22 protein-coding genes are annotated in these 23,721 nt (G+C 73.6%); 10 read left to right on the top strand and 12 right to left on the bottom strand.

Features of this window, described 5'->3' with window-relative positions; all coding sequences use genetic code 11:
* Positions 1–78 precede the first annotated feature (78 nt).
* Positions 79–2,571, bottom strand: a complete 2,493-nt coding sequence (locus Cs7R123_RS28630; protein ID WP_212830987.1) for an RNA helicase — start codon at positions 2,569–2,571, stop codon at positions 79–81.
* A 15-nt stretch (positions 2,572–2,586) separates the two neighbouring features.
* Positions 2,587–3,111 (bottom strand): PadR family transcriptional regulator, encoded by a 525-nt coding sequence (locus Cs7R123_RS28625; RefSeq protein WP_212830985.1) that lies wholly within the window; start codon positions 3,109–3,111, stop codon positions 2,587–2,589.
* Between the two features lie 111 nt (positions 3,112–3,222).
* On the opposite strand from Cs7R123_RS28625, the gene Cs7R123_RS28620 reads away from it, so the two are divergent.
* A complete protein-coding gene (locus Cs7R123_RS28620) occupies positions 3,223–4,014 on the top strand; it encodes an alpha/beta fold hydrolase (protein WP_212830979.1) in 792 nt (263 codons plus the stop codon).
* Between the two features lie 168 nt (positions 4,015–4,182).
* Here the strand turns inward: Cs7R123_RS28620 and Cs7R123_RS28615 are convergent, their stop codons facing one another.
* The 3 genes from Cs7R123_RS28615 to Cs7R123_RS28605 form a co-directional block, all read right to left on the bottom strand.
* The gene (locus Cs7R123_RS28615; RefSeq protein ID WP_212830977.1) at positions 4,183–4,494 is read right to left on the bottom strand and encodes a hypothetical protein; all 312 of its coding nucleotides are present in this window, start codon (positions 4,492–4,494) and stop codon (positions 4,183–4,185) included.
* 113 nt (positions 4,495–4,607) lie between these two features.
* Positions 4,608–6,617: a PIG-L family deacetylase gene (locus Cs7R123_RS28610; RefSeq protein ID WP_212830975.1), complete on the bottom strand. Its 2,010-nt coding sequence runs from the start codon at positions 6,615–6,617 to the stop codon at positions 4,608–4,610.
* Positions 6,618–6,620: 3 nt separating this feature from the next.
* Positions 6,621–8,324: a stealth family protein gene (locus Cs7R123_RS28605; protein WP_212830973.1), complete on the bottom strand. Its 1,704-nt coding sequence runs from the start codon at positions 8,322–8,324 to the stop codon at positions 6,621–6,623.
* A gap of 67 nt (positions 8,325–8,391) precedes the next feature.
* Between Cs7R123_RS28605 and Cs7R123_RS28600 the strand changes: the two genes are divergently transcribed.
* Entirely contained in the window at positions 8,392–9,285 is an 894-nt protein-coding gene (locus Cs7R123_RS28600; RefSeq protein ID WP_212830971.1) for an inositol monophosphatase, read from the top strand.
* A 10-nt stretch (positions 9,286–9,295) separates the two neighbouring features.
* On the opposite strand, the gene Cs7R123_RS28595 is transcribed toward Cs7R123_RS28600, so the two are convergent.
* Positions 9,296–10,486, bottom strand: coding sequence for a nucleoside 2-deoxyribosyltransferase domain-containing protein (locus tag Cs7R123_RS28595; RefSeq protein WP_212830970.1), 1,191 nt, complete (start codon positions 10,484–10,486; stop codon positions 9,296–9,298).
* A gap of 98 nt (positions 10,487–10,584) precedes the next feature.
* On the opposite strand from Cs7R123_RS28595, the gene Cs7R123_RS28590 reads away from it, so the two are divergent.
* Positions 10,585–11,205, top strand: a complete 621-nt coding sequence (locus tag Cs7R123_RS28590; protein WP_212830969.1) for a uridine kinase — start codon at positions 10,585–10,587, stop codon at positions 11,203–11,205.
* A gap of 104 nt (positions 11,206–11,309) precedes the next feature.
* The gene (locus Cs7R123_RS28585; RefSeq protein ID WP_212830968.1) at positions 11,310–11,741 is read left to right on the top strand and encodes a CBS domain-containing protein; all 432 of its coding nucleotides are present in this window, start codon (positions 11,310–11,312) and stop codon (positions 11,739–11,741) included.
* A 57-nt stretch (positions 11,742–11,798) separates the two neighbouring features.
* Here Cs7R123_RS28585 and Cs7R123_RS28580 read toward each other — a convergent pair whose 3' ends face one another.
* The 5 genes from Cs7R123_RS28580 to Cs7R123_RS28560 form a co-directional block, all read right to left on the bottom strand.
* Positions 11,799–13,442, bottom strand: a complete 1,644-nt coding sequence (locus tag Cs7R123_RS28580; RefSeq protein ID WP_212830967.1) for a cation acetate symporter — start codon at positions 13,440–13,442, stop codon at positions 11,799–11,801.
* On the bottom strand, positions 13,439–13,783 hold the full coding sequence (locus Cs7R123_RS28575) for a DUF485 domain-containing protein (RefSeq protein ID WP_212830966.1): 345 nt from the start codon (positions 13,781–13,783) through the stop codon (positions 13,439–13,441). The genes Cs7R123_RS28580 and Cs7R123_RS28575 overlap by 4 nt, the downstream gene beginning before the upstream one ends.
* Before the next feature lie 171 nt (positions 13,784–13,954).
* Positions 13,955–14,743: a hypothetical protein gene (locus Cs7R123_RS28570; protein ID WP_212830965.1), complete on the bottom strand. Its 789-nt coding sequence runs from the start codon at positions 14,741–14,743 to the stop codon at positions 13,955–13,957.
* 136 nt (positions 14,744–14,879) lie between these two features.
* Complete coding sequence (locus tag Cs7R123_RS28565; protein ID WP_374707036.1) at positions 14,880–15,641, bottom strand: LytR/AlgR family response regulator transcription factor; 762 nt, start codon at positions 15,639–15,641, stop codon at positions 14,880–14,882.
* On the bottom strand, positions 15,638–16,825 hold the full coding sequence (locus Cs7R123_RS28560; protein ID WP_212830963.1) for a sensor histidine kinase: 1,188 nt from the start codon (positions 16,823–16,825) through the stop codon (positions 15,638–15,640). The genes Cs7R123_RS28565 and Cs7R123_RS28560 overlap by 4 nt, the downstream gene beginning before the upstream one ends.
* Before the next feature lie 128 nt (positions 16,826–16,953).
* On the opposite strand from Cs7R123_RS28560, the gene Cs7R123_RS28555 reads away from it, so the two are divergent.
* Positions 16,954–18,435, top strand: coding sequence for a cation acetate symporter (locus tag Cs7R123_RS28555; protein ID WP_212830961.1), 1,482 nt, complete (start codon positions 16,954–16,956; stop codon positions 18,433–18,435).
* Between the two features lie 10 nt (positions 18,436–18,445).
* Positions 18,446–18,829 carry a hypothetical protein gene (locus Cs7R123_RS28550; protein WP_212830959.1) on the top strand — a complete coding sequence of 128 codons (384 nt, stop codon included), beginning with the start codon at positions 18,446–18,448 and terminating at the stop codon, positions 18,827–18,829.
* Positions 18,830–18,911: 82 nt separating this feature from the next.
* Here Cs7R123_RS28550 and Cs7R123_RS28545 read toward each other — a convergent pair whose 3' ends face one another.
* Positions 18,912–19,688 carry a pirin-like bicupin family protein gene (locus tag Cs7R123_RS28545; RefSeq protein ID WP_212830957.1) on the bottom strand — a complete coding sequence of 259 codons (777 nt, stop codon included), beginning with the start codon at positions 19,686–19,688 and terminating at the stop codon, positions 18,912–18,914.
* A gap of 89 nt (positions 19,689–19,777) precedes the next feature.
* Here Cs7R123_RS28545 and Cs7R123_RS28540 point away from each other — a divergent pair, with 89 nt between their 5' ends.
* Genes Cs7R123_RS28540 through Cs7R123_RS28525 form a run of 4 tightly spaced genes read left to right on the top strand, consistent with a single transcriptional unit; the run spans position 19,778 to position 23,708 of the window.
* Entirely contained in the window at positions 19,778–20,284 is a 507-nt protein-coding gene (locus Cs7R123_RS28540) for a MarR family winged helix-turn-helix transcriptional regulator (protein WP_212830956.1), read from the top strand.
* A gap of 9 nt (positions 20,285–20,293) precedes the next feature.
* Positions 20,294–21,100, top strand: a complete 807-nt coding sequence (locus Cs7R123_RS28535; RefSeq protein ID WP_212830947.1) for an Fpg/Nei family DNA glycosylase — start codon at positions 20,294–20,296, stop codon at positions 21,098–21,100.
* A gap of 54 nt (positions 21,101–21,154) precedes the next feature.
* Positions 21,155–22,483 carry a glycosyltransferase 87 family protein gene (locus Cs7R123_RS28530; RefSeq protein WP_212830945.1) on the top strand — a complete coding sequence of 443 codons (1,329 nt, stop codon included), beginning with the start codon at positions 21,155–21,157 and terminating at the stop codon, positions 22,481–22,483.
* A 52-nt stretch (positions 22,484–22,535) separates the two neighbouring features.
* Entirely contained in the window at positions 22,536–23,708 is a 1,173-nt protein-coding gene (locus Cs7R123_RS28525) for an acyltransferase (protein WP_212830943.1), read from the top strand.
* Positions 23,709–23,721: the final 13 nt, after the last annotated feature.

The following is a 23,721-nucleotide window of genomic DNA, read 5'->3' as shown; positions in this document are numbered from 1 at the left end:
CTGGCCAAGATTCGTGCACTTTCCCCGAAACTGCACCGACCCACCACCCGCGCGGGGTGGTGGGTCGGGGGCGGAAGGTCAGAGCTGGCCCACGTCGGTGATGCGGATGACGGCGTGGCCGGCCTCGTCGGAGGCGGCCAGGTCGATCTCGGCGCTGATGCCCCAGTCGTGGTGGCCGTCCGGGTCGTCGAGGATCTGGCGGGCGAGCCAGATCTCCGTGCGCTGCTCCAGGATGAGGCGGGCCGGGCCGCGCGCGTCGGGGCCGATGCCGATCTCGTCGTACAGCTCGTAGTACGGCTCCAGCGCCTCGTGCCAGGCGTCGGCGTCCCAGCCGGACTCGGCGTCCAGCTCGCCGAGCAGGTCCCAGCGCCGCCGCGCGGCCAGCTCGACCCGGCGGAACAGGGCGTTGCGCACCTGCACCCGGAACGCGCGCACGTTGCGGGTGACCGCGGGCGGGGTCGCCGCGGCCGCGGCGGCGAGCTTGTCGGCGGTGGAGGTGCCGGACTGGAGCTGCTCCCACTCGTCGAGCAGGCTGGAGTCGACCTGGCGCACCAGCTCGCCCAGCCACTCGATCAGGTCGAGCAGCTCGTCGGTCTTGGCGTCCTCGGGGACGGTCTGGCGCAGCGCCCGGTACGCGTCGGCGAGGTAGCGAAGCACCAGGCCCTCGGAGCGGGCGAGGTTGTAGAAGCTGACGTACTCGGTGAAGGTCATGCCCTGCTCGAACAGGTCGCGCACGACGGCCTTCGGGGACAACCGGTGGTCGTCGACCCAGGGGCTGCTCTTGCGGTACGACTCGAACGCGACCTCCAGCAGCTCCTCCATCGGCTTGGGCCAGGTCACGCCTTCGAGCAGGGCCATGCGCTGCTCGTACTCGATGCCGTCGGCCTTCATCTGCGCGACGGCCTCGCCCTTGGCCTTGTCCTGCTGGGCGTAGAGGATCTGCCGGGGGTCCTCCAGCACCGCCTCGATGATCGACACGACGTCCAGGGCGTACCCGGGCGAGGTGGGGTCGAGCAGCTCGATCGCGGCGACGGCGAACGGCGACAGCGGCTGGTTGAGCGCGAAGCCGAGCTGGAGCTCGTTGGTGACCCGGATGCGCCCGTCGTCGGTCTGCTCGACGATGCCCGCGGTGCGCAGCGCCTTGTAGATCGAGATCGCGCGGCGGATGTGCTTGCGCTGCGCGGGCCGCGACTCGTGGTTGTCGGTCAGCAGGTGGCGCATGTTGGCGAACGCGTCGCCGCCACGCTCGATCACGTTGAGGACCATCGCGTGGCTGACGTGGAAGCTGGAGGTCAGCGGCTCGGGCTCGGCGGAGACCAGGCGCTCGAAGGTGGGCTGGGCCCAGCCGACGAAGCCCTCCGGCGGCTTCTTGCGCACCAGCTTCTTGAGCTTCTTCGGGTCGCCCGCGGCCTTGGCGGCGGCCTTCTCGTTCTCGACCACGTGCTCAGGCGCCTGCACGATGACGGTGCCCAGGGTGTCGTAGCCGGCCCGCCCGGCCCGGCCCGCGATCTGGTGGAACTCGCGCGCCTTGAGCAGCCGCATCTTCTGGCCGTCGAACTTGTTCAGGCCGGTGAACAGCACGGTGCGGATGGGCAGGTTGATGCCGACGCCGAGGGTGTCGGTGCCGCAGACGACCTTGAGCAGGCCGGCCTGGGCCAGCAGCTCGACCAGGCGGCGGTACTTGGGCAGCATGCCCGCGTGGTGCACGCCGATGCCGTGGCGGACCAGGCGGGACAGGGTCTTGCCGAAGCCCGCCGTGAACCGGAAGCTGCCGATCAGCTCGGCGATGGCGTCCTTCTCGGCCCGGGTGCACATGTTGATGCTCATCAGGGCGCTGGCCTGCTCCAGGGCCGCGGCCTGGGTGAAGTGCACGATGTAGATCGGGGCCTGCTTGGTGGTCAGCAGCTCCTCGATGGTCTCGTGCAGCGGCGTGGTGACGTACGAGTGGATCAGCGGGACCGGCCGCTCGCCGGAGCTGACCACGGCCGTGGCCCGCCCGGTGCGCCGGGTCAGGTCGTCGACGAACCGGGTGACGTCGCCCAGGGTGGCCGACATGAGGATGAACTGCACGTCGGGCAGCTCGATCAGCGGCACCTGCCAGGCCCAGCCCCGGTCGGGCTCGCTGTAGAAGTGGAACTCGTCCATCACGACCTGGCCCACGTCGGCGTCGGCGCCGTCGCGCAGGGCCAGGTTGGCCAGGATCTCCGCGGTGCAGCAGATGATCGGCGCGTCCGGGTTCACGGCGGCGTCGCCGGTCATCATGCCGACGTTGTCCGGGCCGAACGCCGCGCACAGGGCGAAGAACTTCTCCGAGACCAGCGCCTTGATCGGCGCGGTGTAGAAGGTCCGCTTGCCCTCGGCCATGGCCGCGAAGTGGGCACCCAGCGCGACCATGCTCTTGCCGGAGCCGGTGGGGGTGCTCAGGATCAGGTTCGCCCCGGAGACGATCTCGATGAGCGCGTCCTGCTGGGCCGGGTACAGCGAGAAGCCCTGGCTCTCGGCCCAGCCGGAGAAGGCCTCGTAGAGGGTGTCGGGGTCGGTGTCCGCGGGGATCTGATCAGTGAGCGACATGGTCCGCAAATTGTCTCACGTTTCGAGTTCGGCCAGCGCTTCGCGTAGCCACGCCTTCTCGGCACGGCTGGTGGCGCGCGCCACCTCCAGCATGCCCCGCCGGAACGGATCGGTCTGGTCGGCCGCGCGCTGCGGTCGCGCCCCGGTGTGGAAGAAACTCGCGGGCTGGTCCAGGAAGTCGAGCCGGCGGCGCAGCACGGCGGCCTGCGCGGCCGGGTCGGCCAGCTGCCCGAGGAACGCCAGCAGCGCGAAGAACCGGGTGCTGTCGGTCACGTCGAGCTCGGCGGGGTGGGTCAGCCGCCGGTGCAGCTCGGTGCGGCCCGCCTCGGTGAGCTCCAGCGTATGGCGCTGCGCCGCGGCCGCCCCGGCCTCGTGGCGGCGGGTGAGCAGCCCCGCCTTCTCCAGCCGGTTGATCGCCGGGTACAGCGTGCCGTCGCTGATCGGGCGGGCGTGCCCGACCAGCTGCGCGATGCGCGTGCGCAGCTCGTAGCCGTGCAGGGGCTGCTCGGCGAGGAAACCGAGGATGGCGAGCTCGATCACACCCGCATTCTCCCTGCCCCGAGCTTTCCTCGCCCCGAGCTCCTTGCCTCGATTCGAGGTATGGCCCTACCGTATACCTCGAATCGAGGTATCACGAACGGGAGAACTCTCATGGACGTCCTGGGCCACGGCGGCGTACGGCTCAACGTGCTCGACCTCGGCGGCTCCGGTCCCGGCATCCTGCTGCTGCACGGCCTCACCGACCGGGCCGCCACCTGGACCGGCACCGCCGAGTGGCTGACCGCCCACGGCCGCGTCTACGCCTACGACGCCCGCGGCCACGGCTACAGCGACAAGCCCGACGGCCCGTACGACCGCGACGCCTACGTCGGTGACGCCGTCGCCGTGATCGAGGCCCTGGGGCTCGGCCCCGCGCTGGTCGTCGGGCATTCGATGGGCGGGCTGACCGCCTGGCAGCTCGCCGGGCGCCGCCCCGACCTGGTGCGCGGCATCGTCGTCGGCGACATGGACCCGGTCACCCCGGACGACGGGATCGCGAAGTGGAAGGCGTGGCTCGACGACTGGCCGGTGCCGTTCCCGACCCTGGCCAAGGTTCGGGAGTACTTCGAGGGCACCGATCCCGGCGAGGGCGGGGTGTTCCCGGAGGTGATGGCGGGCGGGCCGGACGGGTGGCGGCCGCTGGTGCGTACCGAGCACGTGCTCGCGACGCTGGAGCACCTGATGGCCCAGGACCGCCGATCGGAGCTGGCGGCGGTGGCCTGCCCGGCGCTGGTGGTGGCCGGGGCCGCGCGCGGACGGGCGGTCGAGGGCAAGCGCGAGTCGGCCCGGCTGCTGCCGCACGGCCGCTACGCCGAGCTGCCGCTGGCCGGGCACGTGCTCCACTTCAGCGACCCGGCCGGCTGGCGCGCCGCCGTCGAACCCTTCGCCACCGAACTCCACTGACCCGGCCCTGCGCCGCCCGCGGTGCACCAAGATCGCGCAAGTTGCCGGGCAATCGGGCGTATCAAGGGACTTGATACGCCCGATTGCCCGGCAACTTGGCCGCCTGCGCGGGGCGGTGCGGTGCGGCCGGGTTCGGGCGGGTGCCCGGACCCGGCCGCAGGCGGGACGTCAGCGCTTCGGGCTGTGCTTGGGCTGGTTGCCCTTCTTGGACTTCATCGCCGTCGGCACGGCGGCGGTGTGCTCGTGCTGCGCGACGCCGGTCGCCACCGCGGTCGCCGCGGCCTGCTGCGCCCCCTGCTGCTGCGTGCCCTGCTGGGGCTCGCGCTGCTGGGACTCGCGCTGCTGGTCGCCCGAATGCGCCGCCATGCCACCGCTGGCGTGGGTCGTGTGCGGCTGGCTCGCGTGCGGCTGGGCCGGACGCGGCGCGTCGTTGCGGCGGTCGGTGCGCGAGTTGCGGTCGGGTCGGTTGTTCTTCGCCATTGTCGCGTTGCCTCCTCGGCTGACGGCCGCAGCACCATGCTGAATCGGCCCAGGCCCACGCTAGGGGAGAACCGGGGCGGTTCGGGGCTGAATGGACATACTCGACATGACGCTCAGAGTGGGGGTGCGTCGGCCGCCCGCCACTCGGCGGCCTGGGGCGAGCCGCCCAGGCGGCACGTCCACAGGCGCCCGTCCACGCCGACGATCGCCGCGACCGGTCGCCCCGCGCCGTCCAGGGCCGCGGCGGGCGCACCCGTGAACAGGGCACCCGTCGGCCACCAGCGCGGCCGCCGCCCGGCAGGCAGCGGGAAGCTCAGGTCCACCCCGCCGGAGTCGTTGCGCCGCAGCAGGTGCGTCATGCCGTCGCAGATCACCCCGGCCAGCGGGCCGGTGCCGCCGTTCGCCCGCAGGGTGCGCACCGTGTCGCCGTCGACGAGCCCGAACGCCGCCCCGTCGGCGTGGCCGACCAGCACCGGCGCGGCGGTGCCGGGCCGCGTGCGCACCAGCGACAGCGTGCCGTCCAGCGGCGCCGACAGCACCCGTTCCGGCTCGCCGAACGTCGCGGATGGACTGTCGCGGCGCCAGCGCAGCAGCTCGCGGGCGGTCACCGCGTACAGGTCGGTGCGGTCGCCGGCGGTGGCCGCCACCAGGGCGTCGCGCAGGCCCTCGCCGGGCAGCGCGGTCCACGGGCCCCAGCCGCCGCCGGCCAGCTGCGTCCGCAGGCTCACGCCGCGCCGGAAGTCGCGGGTGAACACCGTGAGCAGCCCGTCGGGTCCGGCCGCGGCGGTGGGCAGGCCGAGCTCGCGGGCGCGTACGCCGTCACCGTCCGGATTGCCCAGTTCCTCCCAGCCGGTGAACGGCCCGCCCGGCCACGCCTGGGCCGCGTGCACCACCACCTGCCGCTCCCGGCGCGCCTCGATGAGCTGGCGCAACCCGAACAGGTGCAGCCGCCCGTCCATCCCGGACACCACCTCCAGGTGCGGCACCAGGCCGTCGCCGCCGAGGTCGGCCGGGGCGCCCCAGGCGTCCGGGCCGCCCGACCACAGCAGCGCCCGCCCGGCGAAGACCGCGAACGCGGCCAGCCCGCCGGTGGGCTGCGAGGCCAGCCAGGTGGTGGTGCCGGGGTAGCGGTAGGTCTGGCTGCGGCCGTAGCGCTTGTCCCGGGCGACGGTGCCCACCTGGAGGTCGCCGCAGCCGTACGACTCGGCGCAGGGGCGGGCGTCGGCCCAGCCGTACACGTCGAGGAAGGTGAACTTGCGCCCGTAGACGCGGGGGCTGAGGTTGCGCGGCCAGTACCGGTTGAAGTAGCCGCGGTAGCTCTGCACCTGGACCGGCCGGTCGGCCGTGCGGGCGTGGCGCCGCGCCGCCTCCAGCGCGAAGTACGCCGCGTGCCGGTGGTCGTCGTGATCGGAGTAGGCGAGCGAGCCGCCGTCGGCGTGCAGGTGCTCCGGCGCCGGGTCCAGGGTCCGCACCACCGTGGGGCGGGTCCGGTCCAGCAGCTCCGCGAGGATGCCGAGCAGCTGCTCGCGGTCGAGCCGCCCGGGGCCGGGCAGCAGGCTGCCGGTGGGGCGCAGGTAGTCCTGCCGCTCGCGCCGCCCGGTCCACAGCCACTCCAGCCTGCTCGCGGCGGGGCCGCTGCGGCCGAGCTGGGCGCGGATGTTCAGGTCGAGCAGGGTGACGTGCGGCGCGGCGGCCAGCACGGCCAGCTCCACGGGCACGCCCGCGAGCTCGTGCAGGGACCGCTGCCAGGGGCTGTCGCGGTCCCCGGTGGCCATCATCGCGTACGCCGACCGGATGCCCTCCTGCCGCGCCGCCGCGTACGCCGCGAAGTCGACCGGATGGTCCCCGTGGCCCGCCCCCTGCGCGGCGTTGATGCCGTCCGCCTCGCCCGCGGTCAGGTACACGCTGGTCACCGGGCAGCCGCAGTCGAGTGCCTGGAGCACGTCGGGGTTGAGGAAGTACAGGTCGTCGTCGGGGTGGGCGCAGATGTTGAGGAAGCTGCCCGCGCCCCGGGGCAGCGCGGCGGGCGCGGCGACCGGCCAGCGGTCGCCGCCGCCCAGGGTGACGGTGCTCAGGGTGGTGCCCGCCGCCAGCAGCAGGCCCAGGCAGGTGCGCCGGTCCACGGCTCAGCCCCGGCCCGGCGCGTCCAGCTCCCACGGCGCGGCGACCGGGAAGTAGCCGGCGAGGAAGTCGCGCAGCAGCCGCTCCTGCACGGCGCGGGCGCCGGGGTCGGGCTCCTCGTCGTTGAGGCAGAACACGTCGAGGTCGCGTGCGGCGCGCAGCCGGTCCAGCCGCTGCGCGTCGCCGGGCGCGGCCAGGCTCAGGTAGACGCTGGCGATCCGGTCCAGCACCGCCCGGCCGGTGGCCAGGGCGTAGTAGTGGTACGCCGACGACGCCGGGGACAGGTCGGCCGGGTCGCGGAACTGGTGCGCCGCGGTGCGGGCGAACCCGTCGGGCCAGCGCTGCTCCATCTCGGCCAGCACGCTGCGGCGCAGCGCGTGCGGGGTGTGCTTCATCTTGTACGTCAGCAGCAGCCCGAAGTCCCGCCCGATCAGCTCCCGGTTGTTCTTGCCCGCCGAGGTCGCGCCCTTGTCGGCGGCGACCGGCTCGCCCGGGTCGACCTTGCCCTTGGACGGGAACAGCTTGGTCAGCCCGTTGGGCTGGAAGAACCGGCTCGGCGGCACCGGCCGCCCCAGGAACACGTCGTCGTTGAAGTACAGGAAGTGCTCGGCCAGGCCGTCGACGTGGTGCAGCCGGCTCTCGATCGCGTGGGAGTTGAACGTCGGCAGCACCCCGGCGCCGCCGAACAGCTGCTTGTGGCTGACCACGGTGATCCGCGGATGGCACGGGTCCAGCCACGGCGGCACCTGGTCGTCGGTGACCAGCCAGACGTGGCGCAGCCAGGGGGCGTACAGGTGCAGCGAGCGCAGCGAGTAGCGCAGCTCGTCCCGGTCGGCGAACCGCGCGTCGACGGCGGCCTGCGGCGGCACGCCCCGCTGCGCCAGCGCGGCGTCGCGGCGGGCGCGCCAGGCTGGGTCGGCGCCGTCGACCCAGGTGTAGACCGCGTCGACCGGGAACGGCAGGTCGTCGAGCAGCCGCCCGGCGAACTCGGGCCGGGTCGGCCGGACCACGGCCGCGCCCGCGTCGGCCAGGCGGGTGAAGCTCTCCTCGGGCAGCTCGATCTCGGGGCCGTCCTCGGCGATGTCGTCGGCGGCCCGGTTCGGGCGCGGCGCGCGCAGCCGCCCGGCGCGGGCGTGCCACAGCTCGACGTCGCAGCCGTGCTCGGGGCCGTACAGCAGCGCGCCGGACGGGTCGCGCAGGAACCGGGTCACCCGGATCACCCGGTGCCCGGACAGGGCCTGCCAGGCGTGGTGGGTGCCCGCCGGACGGGGCGGCAGCAGCTCGCCCTCCTCGGTGACGGCGCCGACCCACAGCGGGCGGTGCCGGGCCAGCGCGCGCAGGGCGGCGTACGCGGCGCGGCGCTGGGACAGCGGGACCGCCACGGCGGCGGCCCGGTCGTCGAGCCCGCGTACGCAGAACCGGGTCACCCCCGCCTCGGCCAGCACGTCCAGCACCAGCTCCAGCGCCTCCCGGCGGGCCCGCAGCGGGGTCGCGTCGGCGGCGGTGGCCGCCAGCACCGGCCCGTACGCGGTCTGCGTCAGCGTGCCCGCCTCCGGTGGGAACACCGCGCGCAGGTGCCAGGCGACGGCCGCGCGGGTCCACCGCTCGCGCCTGCTGCCCGCCGCGGCGGGGCGGCGGGACAGCCGGTCGACGGCGCGGCGGGACAGGGCGGCGCGCAGCGCGGCCCGGTCGGGTACCCGAAAGATCACGCCCGGTAAACGACCCGGCAACGTGCCGGTTGCGCTTTCTTCGCCCGCGCCGTGGCAGGCTGGGCGGGTGTTTGACGACAGAGACATGGCCCGGGTCGAGCAGGTGGTGCGCCGGGTGGCCGCAGAGCAGATCATGCCGCGGTACGGGCGCCTGGCCGCCGCCGACGTGAGCGAGAAGAGTCCGGGTGACCTGGTCACCGTCGCCGACCACGCCGCCGAGCGGGAACTGACGCGGGAACTCACCGCGCTGCTGCCCGGCTCGGTGGTCGTCGGCGAGGAGGCGGTCGCCGCCGACCGGGGCGTGCTGGCGCAGCTGGAGGGCGACGCGCCCGCCTGGATCATCGACCCGATCGACGGGACGGCGAACTTCGTCGACGGCAGCCCCCGGTTCACGGTGCTGGTCGCGCTGGCCCACCAGGGCGAGCTGCTCGCCTCGTGGACGTACGCCCCGGCGCTGGGCCTGGTCGCCACCGCGCGGGCCGGCGGCGGCGCCTGGATCGACGGCGAGCGGGTCCGGGTGCGCCCGACCGGCCCCGCCCTGAAGCACCTGGACGTGACCGTGGCCAACCCGAAGTGGTGGTCGGCGGAGCACCGGCGCGGCTTCCACGCGCTGGCCCGGCGCGGCGTGTCGATGGCGTACTACGACACCACCGGCCTGGACTACCTCGCGCTGGCCCGGGGCGGTCGCGGCGCGATCGTGGTGACCTGGGACAACCCGTGGGACCACGCGGCCGGGCTGCTGCTGGTCGCCGAGGCGGGCGGGGTGGCCCGCACCGCGTCCGGCACACCGTTCCGCCTGGCGGGCGGCAACGCGCTGCCACTGGTGGCCGGCGCCGACGCCGAGTGCACCGCCGCCGTCCTGGCCGCCTTCGCCGACGAGCCGACCCCGTCCCGCCTGACCGTCGGCCTCCCGTCCCCCGCCTCCCGCCTCAGCAGCACCACCACGCCCGCAGCGCGATAGGGACTGCTGCTCACCTCAGCGCCGCGGCGACGAGGGCGAGGGTGCTCCAGTCGACGTCCGCGGTGTCGAACAGCGCCCCGTACGTCGTGATCTCGACGGTGGTGTGCTCGCCGTCGGCGGTCACCCCGTGCTCGCGCGGGCCGTCGGCCAGGGCGGTCAGCTCGGCCTCGGTGAGTTCGAGGCTGAACAGGTGAAGCCGGTGCGCGGACAGGGTCGCCGCGACCTGGCGGGCACCGTGGGCGCGCAGCCGGGCCGGGTCGACCCGCAGCCCGGTCTCCTCGGCGAGTTCGGCCACGGCGGTGGCCAGCGGGTCGAGCGGTCCCGCACCCGGTCGGGTCGACCCGCCGGGCAGCTCGTGGACGTAGCCGTCGGTGGTGACGGCGCTGCTGCGGAACTCCCGGACCAGCACCACGCGGGTGTCGGCCGGGCGCGCCGCGGGCAGGTACGCCACCACCGCGCTGACGTCGGGCCGGCCGAGCACCACCTCGGTGTCCTTGACCCGCCCCTCGGCCGTCACCTCGACCGCCACGTGCGCGGCCCAGAAGAACGGCCGCTGGTCCGGCCCCGGCCAGGTCCAGGCGACCCGGGCCGAGCGCAGCCGGTTGCCCGCCGCCTCCTGCGCGGCCAGCCAGGTGCGCACCCCGGCGTCGCGCCACAGCGGCAGCGGCAGCTGCCGGTGCGCGCCCGCGCGGCGCTGGCCGGGCGTGACCGCCGCCAGGGCCGCCGCCAGCGTCCCGGCGAGCGTGCCGGCCACCGGCGCCCCGTGCACCTCGGCGTAGTGGCGCAGGTAGCGCAGGCCGGGGGCGTCGGCCGGGGCGCCGAGTACCACCCGGCCGCTGCCCTCCCACCGCCCCCACTCCACGTTGGTGGTGAAGCCGGGCAGGGTGGCCAGGTCGCGCGGCACCCAGAACACGATCGCGTCGCTGAGGTGCAGGCAGGCGTCCTCCCAGCCGACCTGGGCGTCCCAGCCGTGCGGCATGCCGCCGGTCTCGGTCTCCGGCACGAACACCGCCAGCCGCCCCGGACCCTGCCACAGCTCGTCCAGCAGCTTCAGCGCGACCGGGCGCCAGGAGGCGACGTCGGGGGAGCGCGGGGTGGGCCCGGCGAGGAACAGCGCCGCGTCCCACCAGTCCGGCGGCTCCTGCCCGGCGTACACGACGGCGACCTCGGTGGGTTCGTACACGGTGGACACGGTGGACATGGCCCGCAGCGTAGCGGCCTCATGTTTCGACGCCTGCGGCCCAGATTCCTAGGACGGCGTGGACGTGGTGCCAGGCGGCACTGCGGCATGATGGCGGGGTGCGTGCGATCTCTCCATCACGGCTGCGGGACGAGCTGACCGGGCGGATCGCCGCCCTGGCCGCCGAGCGCGACTGGACCCGGGTCGCGGTCGACGGGGCACCGGCCGCCGGTCCCGACGAGCTCGCCGCCGACCTGGTCGCGCCGCTGCGGGCGCTGGGGCACGAGGTGCTGCACGTGCGTACGGCCGATTTCCTGCGCCCCGCCTCGCTGCGCCTGGAGTTCGGGCGGACCAATCCCGACTCGTTCTACGAGGGCTGGGTCGACGAGGCGGGGCTGCGCCGGGAGGTGCTGGACCCGGCCCGGCCCGGCGGCACCGGCCGGGTGCTGCCGACGCTGTGGGACGCGGGGCGGGACCGGGCGACCCGGGCGCCGTACCAGGCGCTGCCGCCCGGGTCGGTGGTGCTGGTCAGCGGGGCGTTCCTGCTCGGCGCCGGGCTGCCGTTCGAGCTGGCGGTGCACCTGCGGATGTCGGCGGCGGCGCTGGCCCGCCGCACCCCGCCGGAGCTGGCCTGGACGCTGCCCGCGTACGCCCGCTACGACGGCGAGGTGGCCCCGCACACCTTCGCCGACGTGGCGGTGGCCCTCAACGACCCCCGCCACCCGGCCCTGATGACCTGACCCCGCGCTGTCGCCCCGTGGGCGGTGATGTGTGTCGATTCGGGTGCGCGGCGGCCTCCGGCCAGCGCAGGATGGCCCCAGGGGACCGCTCTAGGGGGTATGTCATGACCACGGCGAAGCAGATGATGCACTTCGGGGTGCAGTGCGTGCCCGAGCACGAGACGCTCGACCGGGCCGCCCAGCTGATGCGCGACCTGCAGGTGGGCTCGCTGCCGATCTGCGGCGACGACGACAAGCTGCGCGGCATCATCACCGACCGCGACATCGTCATCAAGTGCATCGCGGCGGGCAAGGACCCGGCCAAGATGACCGCGGCCCAGCTCGCGCAGGGAACGCCGATCTGGGTCGACGCGAAGGCCGACGAGGACGAGGTGCTCAAGCTGATGGAGCAGCACAAGATCCGCCGGATTCCGGTGATCGAGGACCACCAGCTCGTCGGCATGATCAGTGAGGCCGACCTGGCCCAGCACCTGGACCACGACAAGCTGGCCCACTTCGTGGAGGCGATCTGCAAGGCCCCGCCCAGCCGGGCGTGAGGCGAAGACGCCGGTGGCGCGGGTCCGGGCAGACCCGCGCCACCGGCGTGTTCTCGTTCAGTGCGCGCCGTGGCCGGTCAGCGACCGGACCTCCAGCTCGGCGTACTTGGCCGCGTCGGCGGGCTCGCGCGACAGCATGGTGCCGATCCAGCCGCAGAGGAAGCCGACGGGGATCGAGATGATGCCCGGGTTGGACAGCGGGAAGAAGTGCCAGTCCGAGTCCGGGAACATCGCGGTCGGGGTGCCCGACACCACGGGGGAGAAGAACACCAGCACCACGGCGGTGATCAGGCCGCCGTAGATGGCCGCGGTGGCCCCGGCGGTGGTGAACCTCTTCCAGAACAGCGAGTACAGGATGGCGGGCAGGTTGCCCGAGGCCGCCACGGCGAACGCCAGCGCGACGAGGAACGCCACGTTGAGGCTCTGGGCGAAGATGGCCAGCACGATCGCGACCGCGCCGATGGCGAACGCGGAGATGCGGGCCACCCGGACCTCGCCGCCCTCGGTGACCTGGCCCTTGCGCCATACGTTGGCGTAGAGGTCGTGGGCCAGCGAGCTGGACGAGGCCAGGGTCAGGCCGGCGACGACGGCCAGGATGGTGGCGAAGGCGACGGCGGCGATGACGGCGAGCAGGGCCGCGCCGCCGGTGGCGCCGCCGAGGTACTTCTCGCCGAGCGCCTCGGCCAGCTGCGGGGCGGCGGTGTTGCCGCTCTTGTCCTGTGCGGTGATGGCGGCGCCGCCGACCAGGGCCGCGGCGCCGAAGCCGAGGGCGAGGGTCATCAGGTAGAAGACGCCGATGATGCCGATGGCCCACAGGACGCTCTTGCGGGCGGCCTTGGAGTTGGGCACGGTGTAGAAGCGGATCAGGATGTGCGGCAGGCCGGCGGTGCCCAGGACCAGGGCGATGCCGAGCGAGAGCAGGTCCATCTTGTTGTAGAAGGTCTGCGTGGCGTCGCCGGCGACCTCCTTGCCGTAGCGCAGGCCGGGTTCGAGGAAGGCCGCGCCCTTGCCGGACTTCTCGGCAGCCGCGCCGAGCAGGCCGGACAGGTTGAACTTGAAGGCCGCGAGCACGAGCACGGTCATCAGGGCGGCGCCGACCATGAGCAGGAACGCCTTGACGATCTGGACGTAGGTGGTGCCCTTCATGCCGCCGACGGTGACGTAGACGATCATGAGGATGCCGATGAAGATGATGGTGGCGATCTTCGCGGTGGCGGCGTCCATGCCGAGGAAGGTCTGGCCGGGCTTGATGCCCAGCAGCAGCGCGACCAGGGCGCCTGCGCCGACCATCTGCGCGAGCAGGTAGAAGATCGACACGGTGATGGTGGAGATGGAGGCGGCGACCCGGACCGGGGTCTGCCGCATCCGGAACGCCAGCACGTCGGCCATCGTGTACTTGCCGGAGTTGCGCAGCAGTTCGGCCACGAGCAGCAGCGCGACCAGCCAGGCGACGAGGAAGCCGATGGAGTAGAGGAAGCCGTCGTAGCCGGACAGGGCGATGATGCCGGCGATGCCGAGGAAGCTGGCGGCCGACATGTAGTCGCCGCCGATGGCCAGGCCGTTGGCGAAGCCGGAGAAGGAGCGGCCGCCGGCGTAGAAGTCGGTGGCGGTGCGGGTCTGGCGGCTGGCCCAGATCGTGATGGCCAGCGTGATCAGTACGAAGACGACGAACAGGACGATGGTGAGGGTACGGGCGCTCACTGGTCGCCTCCTTCCAGCTCGGCCTTGATCTGCCCGGCGACGGGGTCGAGCCGGCGGCCGGCGTAACGGGCGTAGAGCCACGCGATGAGGAACGTGGAGGCGAACTGCAGCAGGCCGAAGATCAGCGCGACGTTGATGTTGCCGACGACCTTGGTGCCCATGAAGTCGCGCGCGTACGCGGACAGGATCACGTACAGGGCGTACCAGGTGAAGAAGGCGATGGTCATCGGGAAGACGAAGCGCCGCAGGGCCGAGCGCAGTCCGGCGAACTCGGGGCTCGCCGCCGTCTGCTCGTAGCGGTCGGAAGTGGCTGTGCTCTTCTCGGGAGCGTCGGTGCTCATGTGTCACCAGCCTCGGGTGGGGAGGGAACGGTTCAGCGCAGGCTAGGGCCGGTGATCGCCCGCCGGTACGGGCAAATCGGGCATGGTTGCCGCACGCGCCGAACGGTAGCCGCCGCGCGCCCAGCGGCGACCCCGCCTCGCCGAACGGCACCCCGAACCGGCTGCCCCGTCCTACGGGGCGTAGGTGAACGTGTACGACCCGGCGAGACCCGCGCAGCCGTCCTTGCCCGCCTTCGTGCTGATGCGGACGCCGTAGCGGGCGGCCGTGCGGTAGGTGTGCTTGGCGACGAGCCTGGTCTGGGCGGCGGCGCCGTCCACGGTCGCCGTGGCGGGTCTGGAGCCGTCGCCCCAGTCGACGGTCTCGGTGAACCGGCAGGCCTTGCCGCCCGGATTGCCCTTCTGGTAGATGCTCAGCACCGGGTTGGGGCTGGTGCAGGCCAGCCGGTCGCTGTCGCCGAAGCCGCAGGCGGCGACCGGCTCGGCCGCCGGGTCCTCGGTGTCGACGGCCAGGCCGCAGTAGCCCAGGCACACGAAGATGACGACGAGAAGCGCGCCGAGGGCGCGCTTGCCGCCGCGGCCGACGCTGCTGGCCACGGTGGGAATGGCTTTGTGGCAGGTCTCGCAGATCAGGTGGGGGCCCGGGAACCGCCTGGTGATCCACTTGCGCATGGCGAGGACCAGCAGCAGCATCGTCAGCCCGATCACCAGCACGGTCCGGGCCATGGTCGGGATGCTGGGCCAGGGGCTGGTCATCCAGTGCCACAGGTGCAGTCCCACCAGCGAGCCGAGCCAGTTCGCGGCGGTGATCGCGACCGTCGTGCCGAACGTCAGCAGGAAGATCACCAAGCAGCCGCCGGGGTCGTGCACGCCGGAGGTGTTGCTGAGGACGCCCGAGGTCCCGGTGGCGGGGTCGCTGACGACCGAGTGGGTCGGGGTGCCGCAGTGCGGGCAGACGCTCATGGACGCTCCTTGACCGGAGTCCGTCAGCTTCGGCCGTGCGACGGGCGAGGCGACCATATAGGAGGGATGCGCGCGTCGGCACCGGTTGCAAGCCCAGGTGAAACAGTGTGCAACACGTCGGGCGCGGGCGCTGCGGTCAGGCGGTCCAGTGCTGCTTGGCGGGGCGGATGAGGCGGTCCTTGAGCGCCCGGGTGTGCCGCCGGGCGACGGGCAGCTGGTGGCCCTCGACGGTGACGACGTACCCGGAGCCGGTCAGCCGCAGCTCGGTGACCAGGTCGAGCCGGACCAGGTAGGAGCGGTGGATGCGCAGGAACCCGGCCTCGGTCCAGCGCTCCTCCAGCTGCGTCAGCGACACCCGGACCAGGTGCGACCCGTCGGCGGTGTGCAGCCGGGCGTAGTCGCCCTGGGCCTCGACCCAGCACACCGCAGAACGGGGCAGCAGCTTGACGACGCCGCCGAGCTCGACCGGGATGGTGACGTCGCCGCCGTGGTCGGGGGCGGGCCGCTCGCCGCCGTGGCCGCGTTCGGCCAGTACGCGGCGCAGCGATTCGGCGATCCGCTCGGACCGGACCGGTTTGCGGACGTAGTCGACGACGCCGAGGTCGAACGCGTCGGCGGCCCGGTCGTCGTAGGCGGTGACGAAGACGACGGCGGGGGAGCGGGCGAAGCGCTGGAGCAGCCGGGCCAGGTCCATCCCGTCCAGGCCGGGCATGCGCAGGTCGAGGAAGACGGCGTCGACCTCGGTGTCGCGCAGGATGCGCAGCGCCTCGGTGGCGTCGGGGGCGGTGTGCACGTGCCCGACCCGGGGGTCGTTGCGCAGCAGGTAGGCCAGTTCGTCCAGGGCGGGGGGCTCGTCGTCGACGGCCAGCACCCGCAGCGAGGTCTCCATCGCGGTCATGCGCGGCTGCTCCGGTGGAATTTGGGGATGCGCAGGCTGACTCGGGTGCCCGCGTCGGGGGCGGTCTCGACGACCAGGCCGTACGAGTCGCCGAAGACCGCCCGCAGCCGGTCGTCGACGTTGCCCAGGCCCACGTGGCGGCCGGGTTCGCCGTCGCCGACCGGGGCCGGGTGCAGCAGGATCGCGGGATCCATGCCGACGCCGTCGTCCTCGACGATGATCTCGCAGTCGGCGCCGGCGTCGGCGGCGCTGATGCGGATGGTGCCCATGCCGGGCTTGGGGTGCAGGCCGTGCCGGACGGCGTTCTCGACCAGCGGCTGGAGGCACAGGAACGGCACCTCGACCGGCAGCACCTCGGGCGCGACCCGCAGCCGCACCTGGAGTTTCTCGCCGAAGCGGGCCCGTTCGATGGTCAGGTAGCGGTCGATGGAGCGCAGCTCCTCGGCCAGGGTGGTGAAGTCGCCGTGGGCGCGGAAGGAGTAGCGGGTGAACTCGGCGAACTCCAGGATCAGTTCGCGGGCGCGTTCGGGGTCGGTGCGCACGAACGAGGCGATCGCGGTGAGGGCGTTGTAGACGAAGTGCGGGCTGATCTGGGCGCGCAGGGCGCGCACCTCGGCGCGGGCGGAGCGGGCGCGTTCCTCCTGGAGTTCGGCCAGTTCCAGTTGCAGCGCCATCCAGTTGGCGGTCTCCAGCACGACGCGCAGCAGCCCGGGTGACGGGCGGGCGTCGGTGACGGCGATCAGCGCGGCGGCCGGGCCGCCGGTGCGGGAGCGGGCGCCGACCGGGGCCGCCACGACGCCGCGGACCGGGCAGTCCAGCCGTACGCAGGACAGCTCGTCGGCGTGCAGCAGCACGGGCCGCTCGGTGGCCAGGGCGCGGCGGGCCGCGCCGAGCACCGCGTCGCGGTGGTCGGCGCCGCCGCCGTCGTGGGCGACGATCCCGGTGCGGTCGGCCAGGGCGAGCCCGGCGGTGCCGACGAGGGTGCGCAGGTGCTTGAGGGCCGCCGCGGCGGTGTCGTCGCGCAGCCCCTGCCGCAGCGGCCCGCTGGCCAGCGCCGCCGAGTGCAGCACCTGGTACGTCGCCCGCTCCGTCGGCGTGATGACCCGCCGCCGCCCGCGCAGCATCACCACGGCGGCGGCCACGATGACGCCGACCACGGCGGCGACCCCCAGCGCTGGAAGCATCCCCCGATGGTGCCCTCCCGCCCCGCGAGAAGGAAGGGCACCTTCTCATCGCTTCACGCATCCCCACCGCCGGAGGCTGGCGCGTAGGCGTGGCGCGCGGGCGCCGGGGCGGTTACGATCCGACGCCTGTGAACACCTATGCCCTGCTCGCTGTCACGGCCGTCACGGTGGCGACGGTCGTGATCGGAGCGTGGGGGGTGCGCCTGGTGCGGGGCACCTCGGATCTGCTGGTCGCGTCGCGGATGGTCAGTCCGACGCAGAACGCGGCCGCGATCGGCGGGGAGTACCTGTCGGCGGCGAGCTTCCTGGGCGTGGCCGGGCTGATCCTGGCGTACGGCGCCCGCATGCTCTGGTATCCGGTCGGCTTCGCCGCGGGCTACCTGGCGCTGCTGCTGTTCGTGGCGGCGCCGCTGCGCCGGTCGGGGGCGTTCACGCTGCCGGACTTCTGCGAGGTCCGGCTGGGTTCGCCCCGGCTGCGGGCGCTGGCGACGGGGTTCGTGCTGTTCATCGGCTGGTTCTACCTGCTGCCGCAGTTGCAGGGGGCGGGCCTGACGTTCGGGATCGTCACCGGTGGGCCGCACTGGCTCGGGGTGGTGCTGGTCGGCGCGGTGGTGACCGGCAACGTCGCGTTCGGCGGGATGCGCTCGGCGACGTACGTACAGGCGTTCCAGTACTGGCTGAAGCTGACCGCGATCGCGGTGCCCGCGTTCTTCCTGCTCGCGCGGTGGCGCGGCGACGGCAGCCCGCCGGTGCCTGCGGACGTGGCATGGGCGGCGCCGACGGGCGGGCTGGTCGGGACGTACTCGCTGATCCTGGCGACGTTCCTGGGCACGATGGGGCTGCCGCACGTGCTGGCCCGGTTCTACACCAACCCCGATGGGGCGTCGGCGCGGCGCACCACCGCGATCGTGCTGGCCCTGGTCGGGGTGTTCTACCTGTTCCCGGCCGTGTACGGGGTGCTGGGCCGGGTCTACACCCCGCAGCTGGCGGGCGGGCGCAACGACACCGTGGTGCTGCTGCTGCCCGGGGCGGCGCTGGGGCCGGGCGTGGCCGCCGACTGCCTGGGGGCGCTGGTGGCCGCCGGGGCGTTCGCGGCGTTCCTGTCGACCTCGAACGGGCTGCTGACCAGCGTCGCCGGGGTGCTGGCCAACGACGTACGGCTGCCGGGCTGGCTGGCGCGGCGCACCAGCGGGCCGCTGACGTCGTTCCGGCTGGCGGCCCTGGTCGCGGGCGCCGTGCCGACGGCGCTGGCCCTGGCCGTGCACGGGCTGAACGTGTCGCAGGTGGTGGGGCTGGCGTTCGCGGTGGCGGCGTCGAGTTTCTGCCCGCTGCTGGTGCTGGGCATCTGGTGGCGGGGCCTGACCGCGAGCGGGGCGGCGGCGGGCATCCTGGCCGGGGGCGGCAGCGCGGTGGTGGCGGTGCTGTGGACGGTGTTCGCCCCGCCCGCGCCGGGTCTGGCCGCCGACCTGCTGGCGCAGCCCGCGGCGTGGACGGTGCCGCTGGCGTTCGCGGTGATGACGTCGGTGTCGGTGGTGACCCGGCGCCGGGTCCCGGCCGGGGTCGGGGCGATGCTGCTGCGGCTGCACGCACCCGAAACACTGCGGCTGTAGGTTGGCGGTCATGAGCGAACGGGTGCGGGTCGACCTGGCCGCCCACCGCCGGACCCGGCCCGTCGCGGGCGCGCACGCCGAGCTGGTGGAGCAGACCCCGGTCGGCGACGTGCTGGTGCGCGAGCTGATGCGGGTGCAGCTGGGGCTGGCGCTGCGGCTGGCCGGGGTGGTCGCGGTGACGCTGGGCGGGCTGCCGCTGGTGTTCACGCTGTGGCCTGCCGTGACCCGGGTGAGCGTGGCCGGGATCGGGCTGCCGTGGCTGCTGCTCGGGGTGGCGGCGTTCCCGTTCCTGGCGGTGGCGGGCTGGGTGTACACGCGGCTGGCCGAGCGCAACGAGGCCGACTTCGCGGCCCTGGTCGGCCGCCCGCCGGAGTCCCCCCAGCGCCGTCCCTGACCCGCCCCGGCCACCGCTGACGGAATGGAGAAGGGCACCTTCCACCTCGCCGTGCGATGAGAAGGTGCCCTTCCTTTGCGGGTCAGCCGGCGATGGTGGCGTTCATCTGCCAGACCAGGACCTCGGCGTCGGTCGTCGCGGTGAGGCGCTGGCCGCCGCTGGCCGTCAGGCGCACCGCGTCACCGGCGCCCAGCGGCCCGGCCTGCTCCAGCGCCACCTTGCCGCGGGCGACGAACACGTGCAGGTACGGCGCGTGCGGCAGCTCGACGCTGTCGCCGGGCTGCATCCGCGCCACCTGGAGTGCGGCGTGGCGGTTGCGGATGCGGATCGCGGCGGCGCCGCGGTGCTCCTTCATCCCGGAGGCGACGGTGACCAGGCCGCCGCGCAGCAGCTCGTCCTCGATCTCCAGCTGCTCGTAGCCGGGGGTGACGCCGTCGCTGTCCGGGACCACCCACATCTGGACGAAGTGCACGGGGTCGGCGTGGCGGGCGCCTTCCAGGCGCCAGGAGTCGTTCTTCTCCGAGTGCATGATGCCGGTGCCGGCGCTCATCCGCTGGGCCAGGCCCGGGTAGATGACGCCCGAATGTCCGGTGGAGTCCTGGTGCACGAGCGAGCCGCGCAGCACCCAGGTGACGATCTCCATGTCGCGGTGCGGGTGGGTCTCGAACCCGGCGCCCGGCGTGACGATGTCGTCGTTGTTGACCAGCAGCAGGCCGTGGTGGGTGTTGCGTGGGTCCCAGTGCTGGCCGAACGAGAACGAGTGCTTGGAGTCGAGCCAGGAGATGCGGGTCTTGGCGCGCTCGGCGGCCGAGCGCACGTCGATGAGCTCCCGGCGCGGGGTGGCGGTGGACAGCCTCATGGTCGCAACCTCCGTGTCGTTGCGGTGTCAACGAATTCACCATACAGGACATCGTTGCGCCGTCAACTATTCCCGGTAGACTGTGACGCATGGCAGAAACGCGCTGGCTCGACGCCGACGAGCAGGAGACCTGGCGGGCGTACCTCGAGGGCACCCGCCTGCTCATCCAGGCGCTCGACCGCCAGCTGGAGAACGACTCCGGGGTCTCGTTCACCGACTACGAGCTGCTGGTCCACCTGTCGGAGGCCCCCGGGCGGCGCATGCGCATGCGCGATCTGGCCGACGCTACCTTCTCCTCCCGCAGCGGCGTCACCCGGGCCGTCACCCGGCTGGAGGCCGCGGGCTGGGTGCGCCGGGTCGAGTGCGACGACGACCGGCGCGGCATGCACGCCGAGCTGACCGCCACGGGCGCGCGCAAGCTCGCCGAGACCGCGCCCGGCCACGTCGCGGCGGTGCGCCGCCACATGATCGATCTGCTCACCGCCGACGAGCGCGGCCGCATCCGCGACGCCTACAGCCGGATGCGCGGACGGCTGCGCCCCGGAGCGGCGGCCGGGGCGGCGGCTCCGGCCGGTGACGGCCCGGGCGCCGAGTAGGGTGGCCGGGTGCCAGAGGGACACACCGTACGCAGGCTCGCCGACCGCCACCGCGAGCTGTTCGGCGGGCGGCCGGTCGCGGCGGCCAGCCCGCAGGGGCGCTTCGCGGCGGGCGCAGCGCGGCTGTCCGGGGCGGTGCTCCAGGACACCGAGGCGTACGGCAAGCACCTGCTGCACCACTATGAGGGCGGCCTGACCCTGCACGTGCACCTGGGGCTCTACGGCAAGTTCGCCGACGGCGAGCTGCCCGCCCCGGACCCGGTCGGGCAGGTCCGGCTGCGGCTGGCCAACCCGGCCCACTGGCTCGACCTGCGCGGCCCGACCGCGTGCGAGCTGCTGGACCCGCCGCAGGTCGACGAGCTGCGCGCCCGGCTGGGCGCCGACCCGCTGCGCGCCGACGCCAAGCCCGAGCAGGCGTACGCGCGCATCCGCCGCAGCGGCAACGCCCTGGCCGCGCTGCTGCTGGACCAGTCGGTGGTGGCCGGCACCGGCCTGATCTTCGTGCTGGAGTCGCTGTACCGCGCGGGCATCGCCCCGACCCGGCCCGGCCGGGAGCTGACCGAGGCGGCCTGGCAGGCGATCTGGGACGACCTGCGGCAGCTGATGGCCCAGGCGGTCGGCACCGGCCGCATCGACACGGTGCGCCCCGAGCACACGCCCGAGGCGATGGGGCGGCCGCCGCGGGTGGACCGCCACGGCGGCGAGGTGTACGTCTACCGCCGCCCGGGGCAGCCGTGCCTGGTCTGCGGGACCCCGGTCAGCCGGGGTGAGCTGGCCGGACGCAACTCGTACTGGTGCGGGGTCTGCCAGCGCTGACCCGGCCGACCCGGCCGCACAGGTGAGGGTTTTTCGGGCTAGGATTCGGGCCCTATGGTCATCGAGCGTATCCGCCGGTTCGCCGCAGGCGCCGCCCCCGACCACGCCGCCCGTCCCCGGACAGCCATCCCCAACTGGCTGCTGCTGCCCGGTTTGGTCGCGCTGGCCGTGTCGCTGGCGGTGTACGTCGCGTACCTGCGCCACCATCCGTACAGCGGCACCGACTTCAGCATGTACCTGGGCGCGGCGCATGCCTTCGCCGACGGCAAGGCCGTCTACCAGTTCGGCTACACCGCGCTGAACCTGCCGTACACGTATCCGCCGATCACGCTGCCGGTGCTGGTGCCGCTGACCTGGCTGGAGCCGCGCACCGCGCTGTACCTGGTCAACGCGCTGGGCTTCGTGGCCATCCTCGCCGCCGTGTGGCTGACCGGCGGCATGCTGGGCCACCGGGGCTGGCGCGGCCGGCTGGGCGTCGTCGCCGGGATCGGCGCGGTGCTGCTGTGGACCGAGCCGCTCCAGCGCAACCTGAACCTCGGCCAGATCAACATCTTCGTGATGCTGCTGGTCGTCGCCGACCTGTCGCTGTCGGACCGCAGCCGGTTCAAGGGCATCGGCATCGGCGCCGCCACCGCGGCCAAGCTGCTGCCGGGCCTGTTCGTGGTGTACCTGCTGCTGACCCGCCGCATCCGGGCCGCGTTCACCGCCGCCGGGGCCTTCGTCGGCCTCACCCTGCTCGGCTGGCTGATCCAGCCGGGCGGCTCGCACGACTACTGGCTGGCCGGGCGGGCGTTCGACTCGCACCGGGTGCTGATGGCGTTCGGTCCCCGCTACGGCGGCAACCAGTCGCTACAGGGCCTGACCTCGCGGCTGCTGAACACCGACGAGCACAACACCGTCTGGTGGATGCTGTCGGTCGTGGTCGTCGCGGTCGCCGGGCTGGCGCTGGCCGTGTACGCGCAGCGGCGCGGCCAGGAGGCCATGGCCATGGTCGTGGTCGGCTTCCTCACCCTGCTGATCTCGCCGGTCAGCTGGTCGCACTACTGGCTGTGGATCGGCCCGCTGGGCGCGGTCCTGGTCGACGCGGTGCTGCGCAGCCGGGGCCGGGCGCGGGCGGTCGCCGCCCTGGTCGCGGTCGCGGCGACGCTGCCGTTCCTGATGTGGCCGCTGCGCAACGGCAGCGGCGACTTCGTGCCCCGTGGCCTGATCTGGCTCGCGGGCCGCTTCGACGGGCTCGCCCGGCACCTGGCCGTCGACCCGTACGTGCCGACGGTGCTGATCCTGTTCGCGATCGCCGCCCTGTGGCTGCGCCGCCGCCAGGACGACCCGCCCCTGCCGGCCCCGGCCGTCCCGACCGCCGTGCCCGTGACCGCCGACCGATGAACCATCCCACGCCGCCGGCCCCCGGCTGCGCGAAGAATACGAGGAGGCGCCGGTGAGCCAGGCGATCCAGCAGAGCGAGCCCGCGACGGTGACCCTGCCCGCGCAGCGCGAGCCCGAGCGGGACCACGCCGAGCAGCCTGCCCTCGCCGAGGCGCCCGCGCCCGGCGTGGCGGCCCCGGCAAAGGCGCACGCCCCGCGCCTGCTCGTGCTCGACGGGCTGCGCCTGGCCGCGGCGCTGATGGTGGTCTGCTACCACCTGATCGGCGACCGGATCGGCGTCTGGCAGCCGAAGGCCGAGAACCTGTTCGGGCCCGCGCACGGCCCGGCCATGTACGGCTTCCTCGGCGTGCAGCTGTTCTTCATCATCAGCGGCTTCGTGATCTGCATGAGCGCGTGGGGCCGCCCGCTGGGCGACTTCTTCGTCTCCCGCGCCGTGCGCCTCTACCCGGCGTACTGGCTGGCGGTGCCGGTGACGGCGGCGCTGCTGTACCTGGTGCCGATCACCGGATACCGGCCGTCCGGCCGCGATCTGCTGGCGAACCTGACGATGATGCAGGACTTCCTCGGCATCAAGAACCTGGACCAGTCGTACTGGACCCTCGCCGTCGAGATGATGTTCTACCTGCTGTTCGCCGTCGTCGTGGCGCGCGGGCTGACCTACCGCCGGGTCGTGGTGTTCTGCTCGGTGTGGACCGTGGTGTCGGTGCTGGCACCCCGGTTCGGCAGCACCTGGCTGTCCACGGTCACCGGGGCGGGCACCGCCTGCTACTTCATCGCCGGCATCGCCCTGTACCTGATCCACCGCTTCGGGCAGAACCTGCTGCTGTGGGGCATCGTCGGGCTGTCCTGGCTGCTGGCGATCGTGCGGCTGCCCGGCCTGGCCGACGCCCGCCACGTCGCGTTCACGCCCACCGCCGCGATCGTCACCGCGTTCTTCGTCGTCATGGCGGCGGTGGCGCTGGGCTGGTTCTCCTGGGTGAGGGCCGGGTGGATGGCCACCGCGGGCGCGCTGACCTACCCGCTGTACCTGATCCACCAGACCGTCGGCCTCGCCGTGATCAAGAAGGCCCAGGCGTACGTACCCGCGTGGCCGCTGCTGCTCGGGGTGCTGGCCGGCCTGCTGGCGGCCGCGTGGCTGATCCACCGGCTGGTCGAGCGGCCGGTCTCGCGCTGGATGAAGCGCCGCCTGACCGCCGCCCTGGGCCAGATGCGCGCCGCGCGCTGACCGGGGAGGGTCG

The sequence above is a fragment of the Catellatospora sp. TT07R-123 genome, from assembly GCF_018327705.1.
In the GTDB taxonomy this organism is placed as follows: Bacteria; Actinomycetota; Actinomycetes; order Mycobacteriales; family Micromonosporaceae; genus Catellatospora.
Note: the sequence above shows the minus strand (reverse complement) of the source record. Positions and strands in the feature narration are given on the sequence as shown.

Bases quoted from the DNA above. Each gene is read 5' to 3' on its own strand.
- Cs7R123_RS28630 (WP_212830987.1), bottom strand. From the start codon at position 2,571: ATGTCGCTCACTGATCAGATCCCCGCGGACACCGACCCCGACACCCTC.
- Cs7R123_RS28620 (WP_212830979.1), top strand. From the start codon at position 3,223: ATGGACGTCCTGGGCCACGGCGGCGTACGGCTCAACGTGCTCGACCTC.
- Cs7R123_RS28615 (WP_212830977.1), bottom strand. From the start codon at position 4,494: ATGGCGAAGAACAACCGACCCGACCGCAACTCGCGCACCGACCGCCGC.
- Cs7R123_RS28595 (WP_212830970.1), bottom strand. From the start codon at position 10,486: ATGTCCACCGTGTCCACCGTGTACGAACCCACCGAGGTCGCCGTCGTG.
- Cs7R123_RS28585 (WP_212830968.1), top strand. From the start codon at position 11,310: ATGACCACGGCGAAGCAGATGATGCACTTCGGGGTGCAGTGCGTGCCC.
- Cs7R123_RS28575 (WP_212830966.1), bottom strand. From the start codon at position 13,783: ATGAGCACCGACGCTCCCGAGAAGAGCACAGCCACTTCCGACCGCTAC.
- Cs7R123_RS28570 (WP_212830965.1), bottom strand. From the start codon at position 14,743: ATGAGCGTCTGCCCGCACTGCGGCACCCCGACCCACTCGGTCGTCAGC.
- Cs7R123_RS28565 (WP_374707036.1), bottom strand. From the start codon at position 15,641: ATGACCGCGATGGAGACCTCGCTGCGGGTGCTGGCCGTCGACGACGAG.
- Cs7R123_RS28560 (WP_212830963.1), bottom strand. From the start codon at position 16,825: ATGCTTCCAGCGCTGGGGGTCGCCGCCGTGGTCGGCGTCATCGTGGCC.
- Cs7R123_RS28550 (WP_212830959.1), top strand. From the start codon at position 18,446: ATGAGCGAACGGGTGCGGGTCGACCTGGCCGCCCACCGCCGGACCCGG.
- Cs7R123_RS28545 (WP_212830957.1), bottom strand. From the start codon at position 19,688: ATGAGGCTGTCCACCGCCACCCCGCGCCGGGAGCTCATCGACGTGCGC.
- Cs7R123_RS28540 (WP_212830956.1), top strand. From the start codon at position 19,778: ATGGCAGAAACGCGCTGGCTCGACGCCGACGAGCAGGAGACCTGGCGG.
- Cs7R123_RS28530 (WP_212830945.1), top strand. From the start codon at position 21,155: ATGGTCATCGAGCGTATCCGCCGGTTCGCCGCAGGCGCCGCCCCCGAC.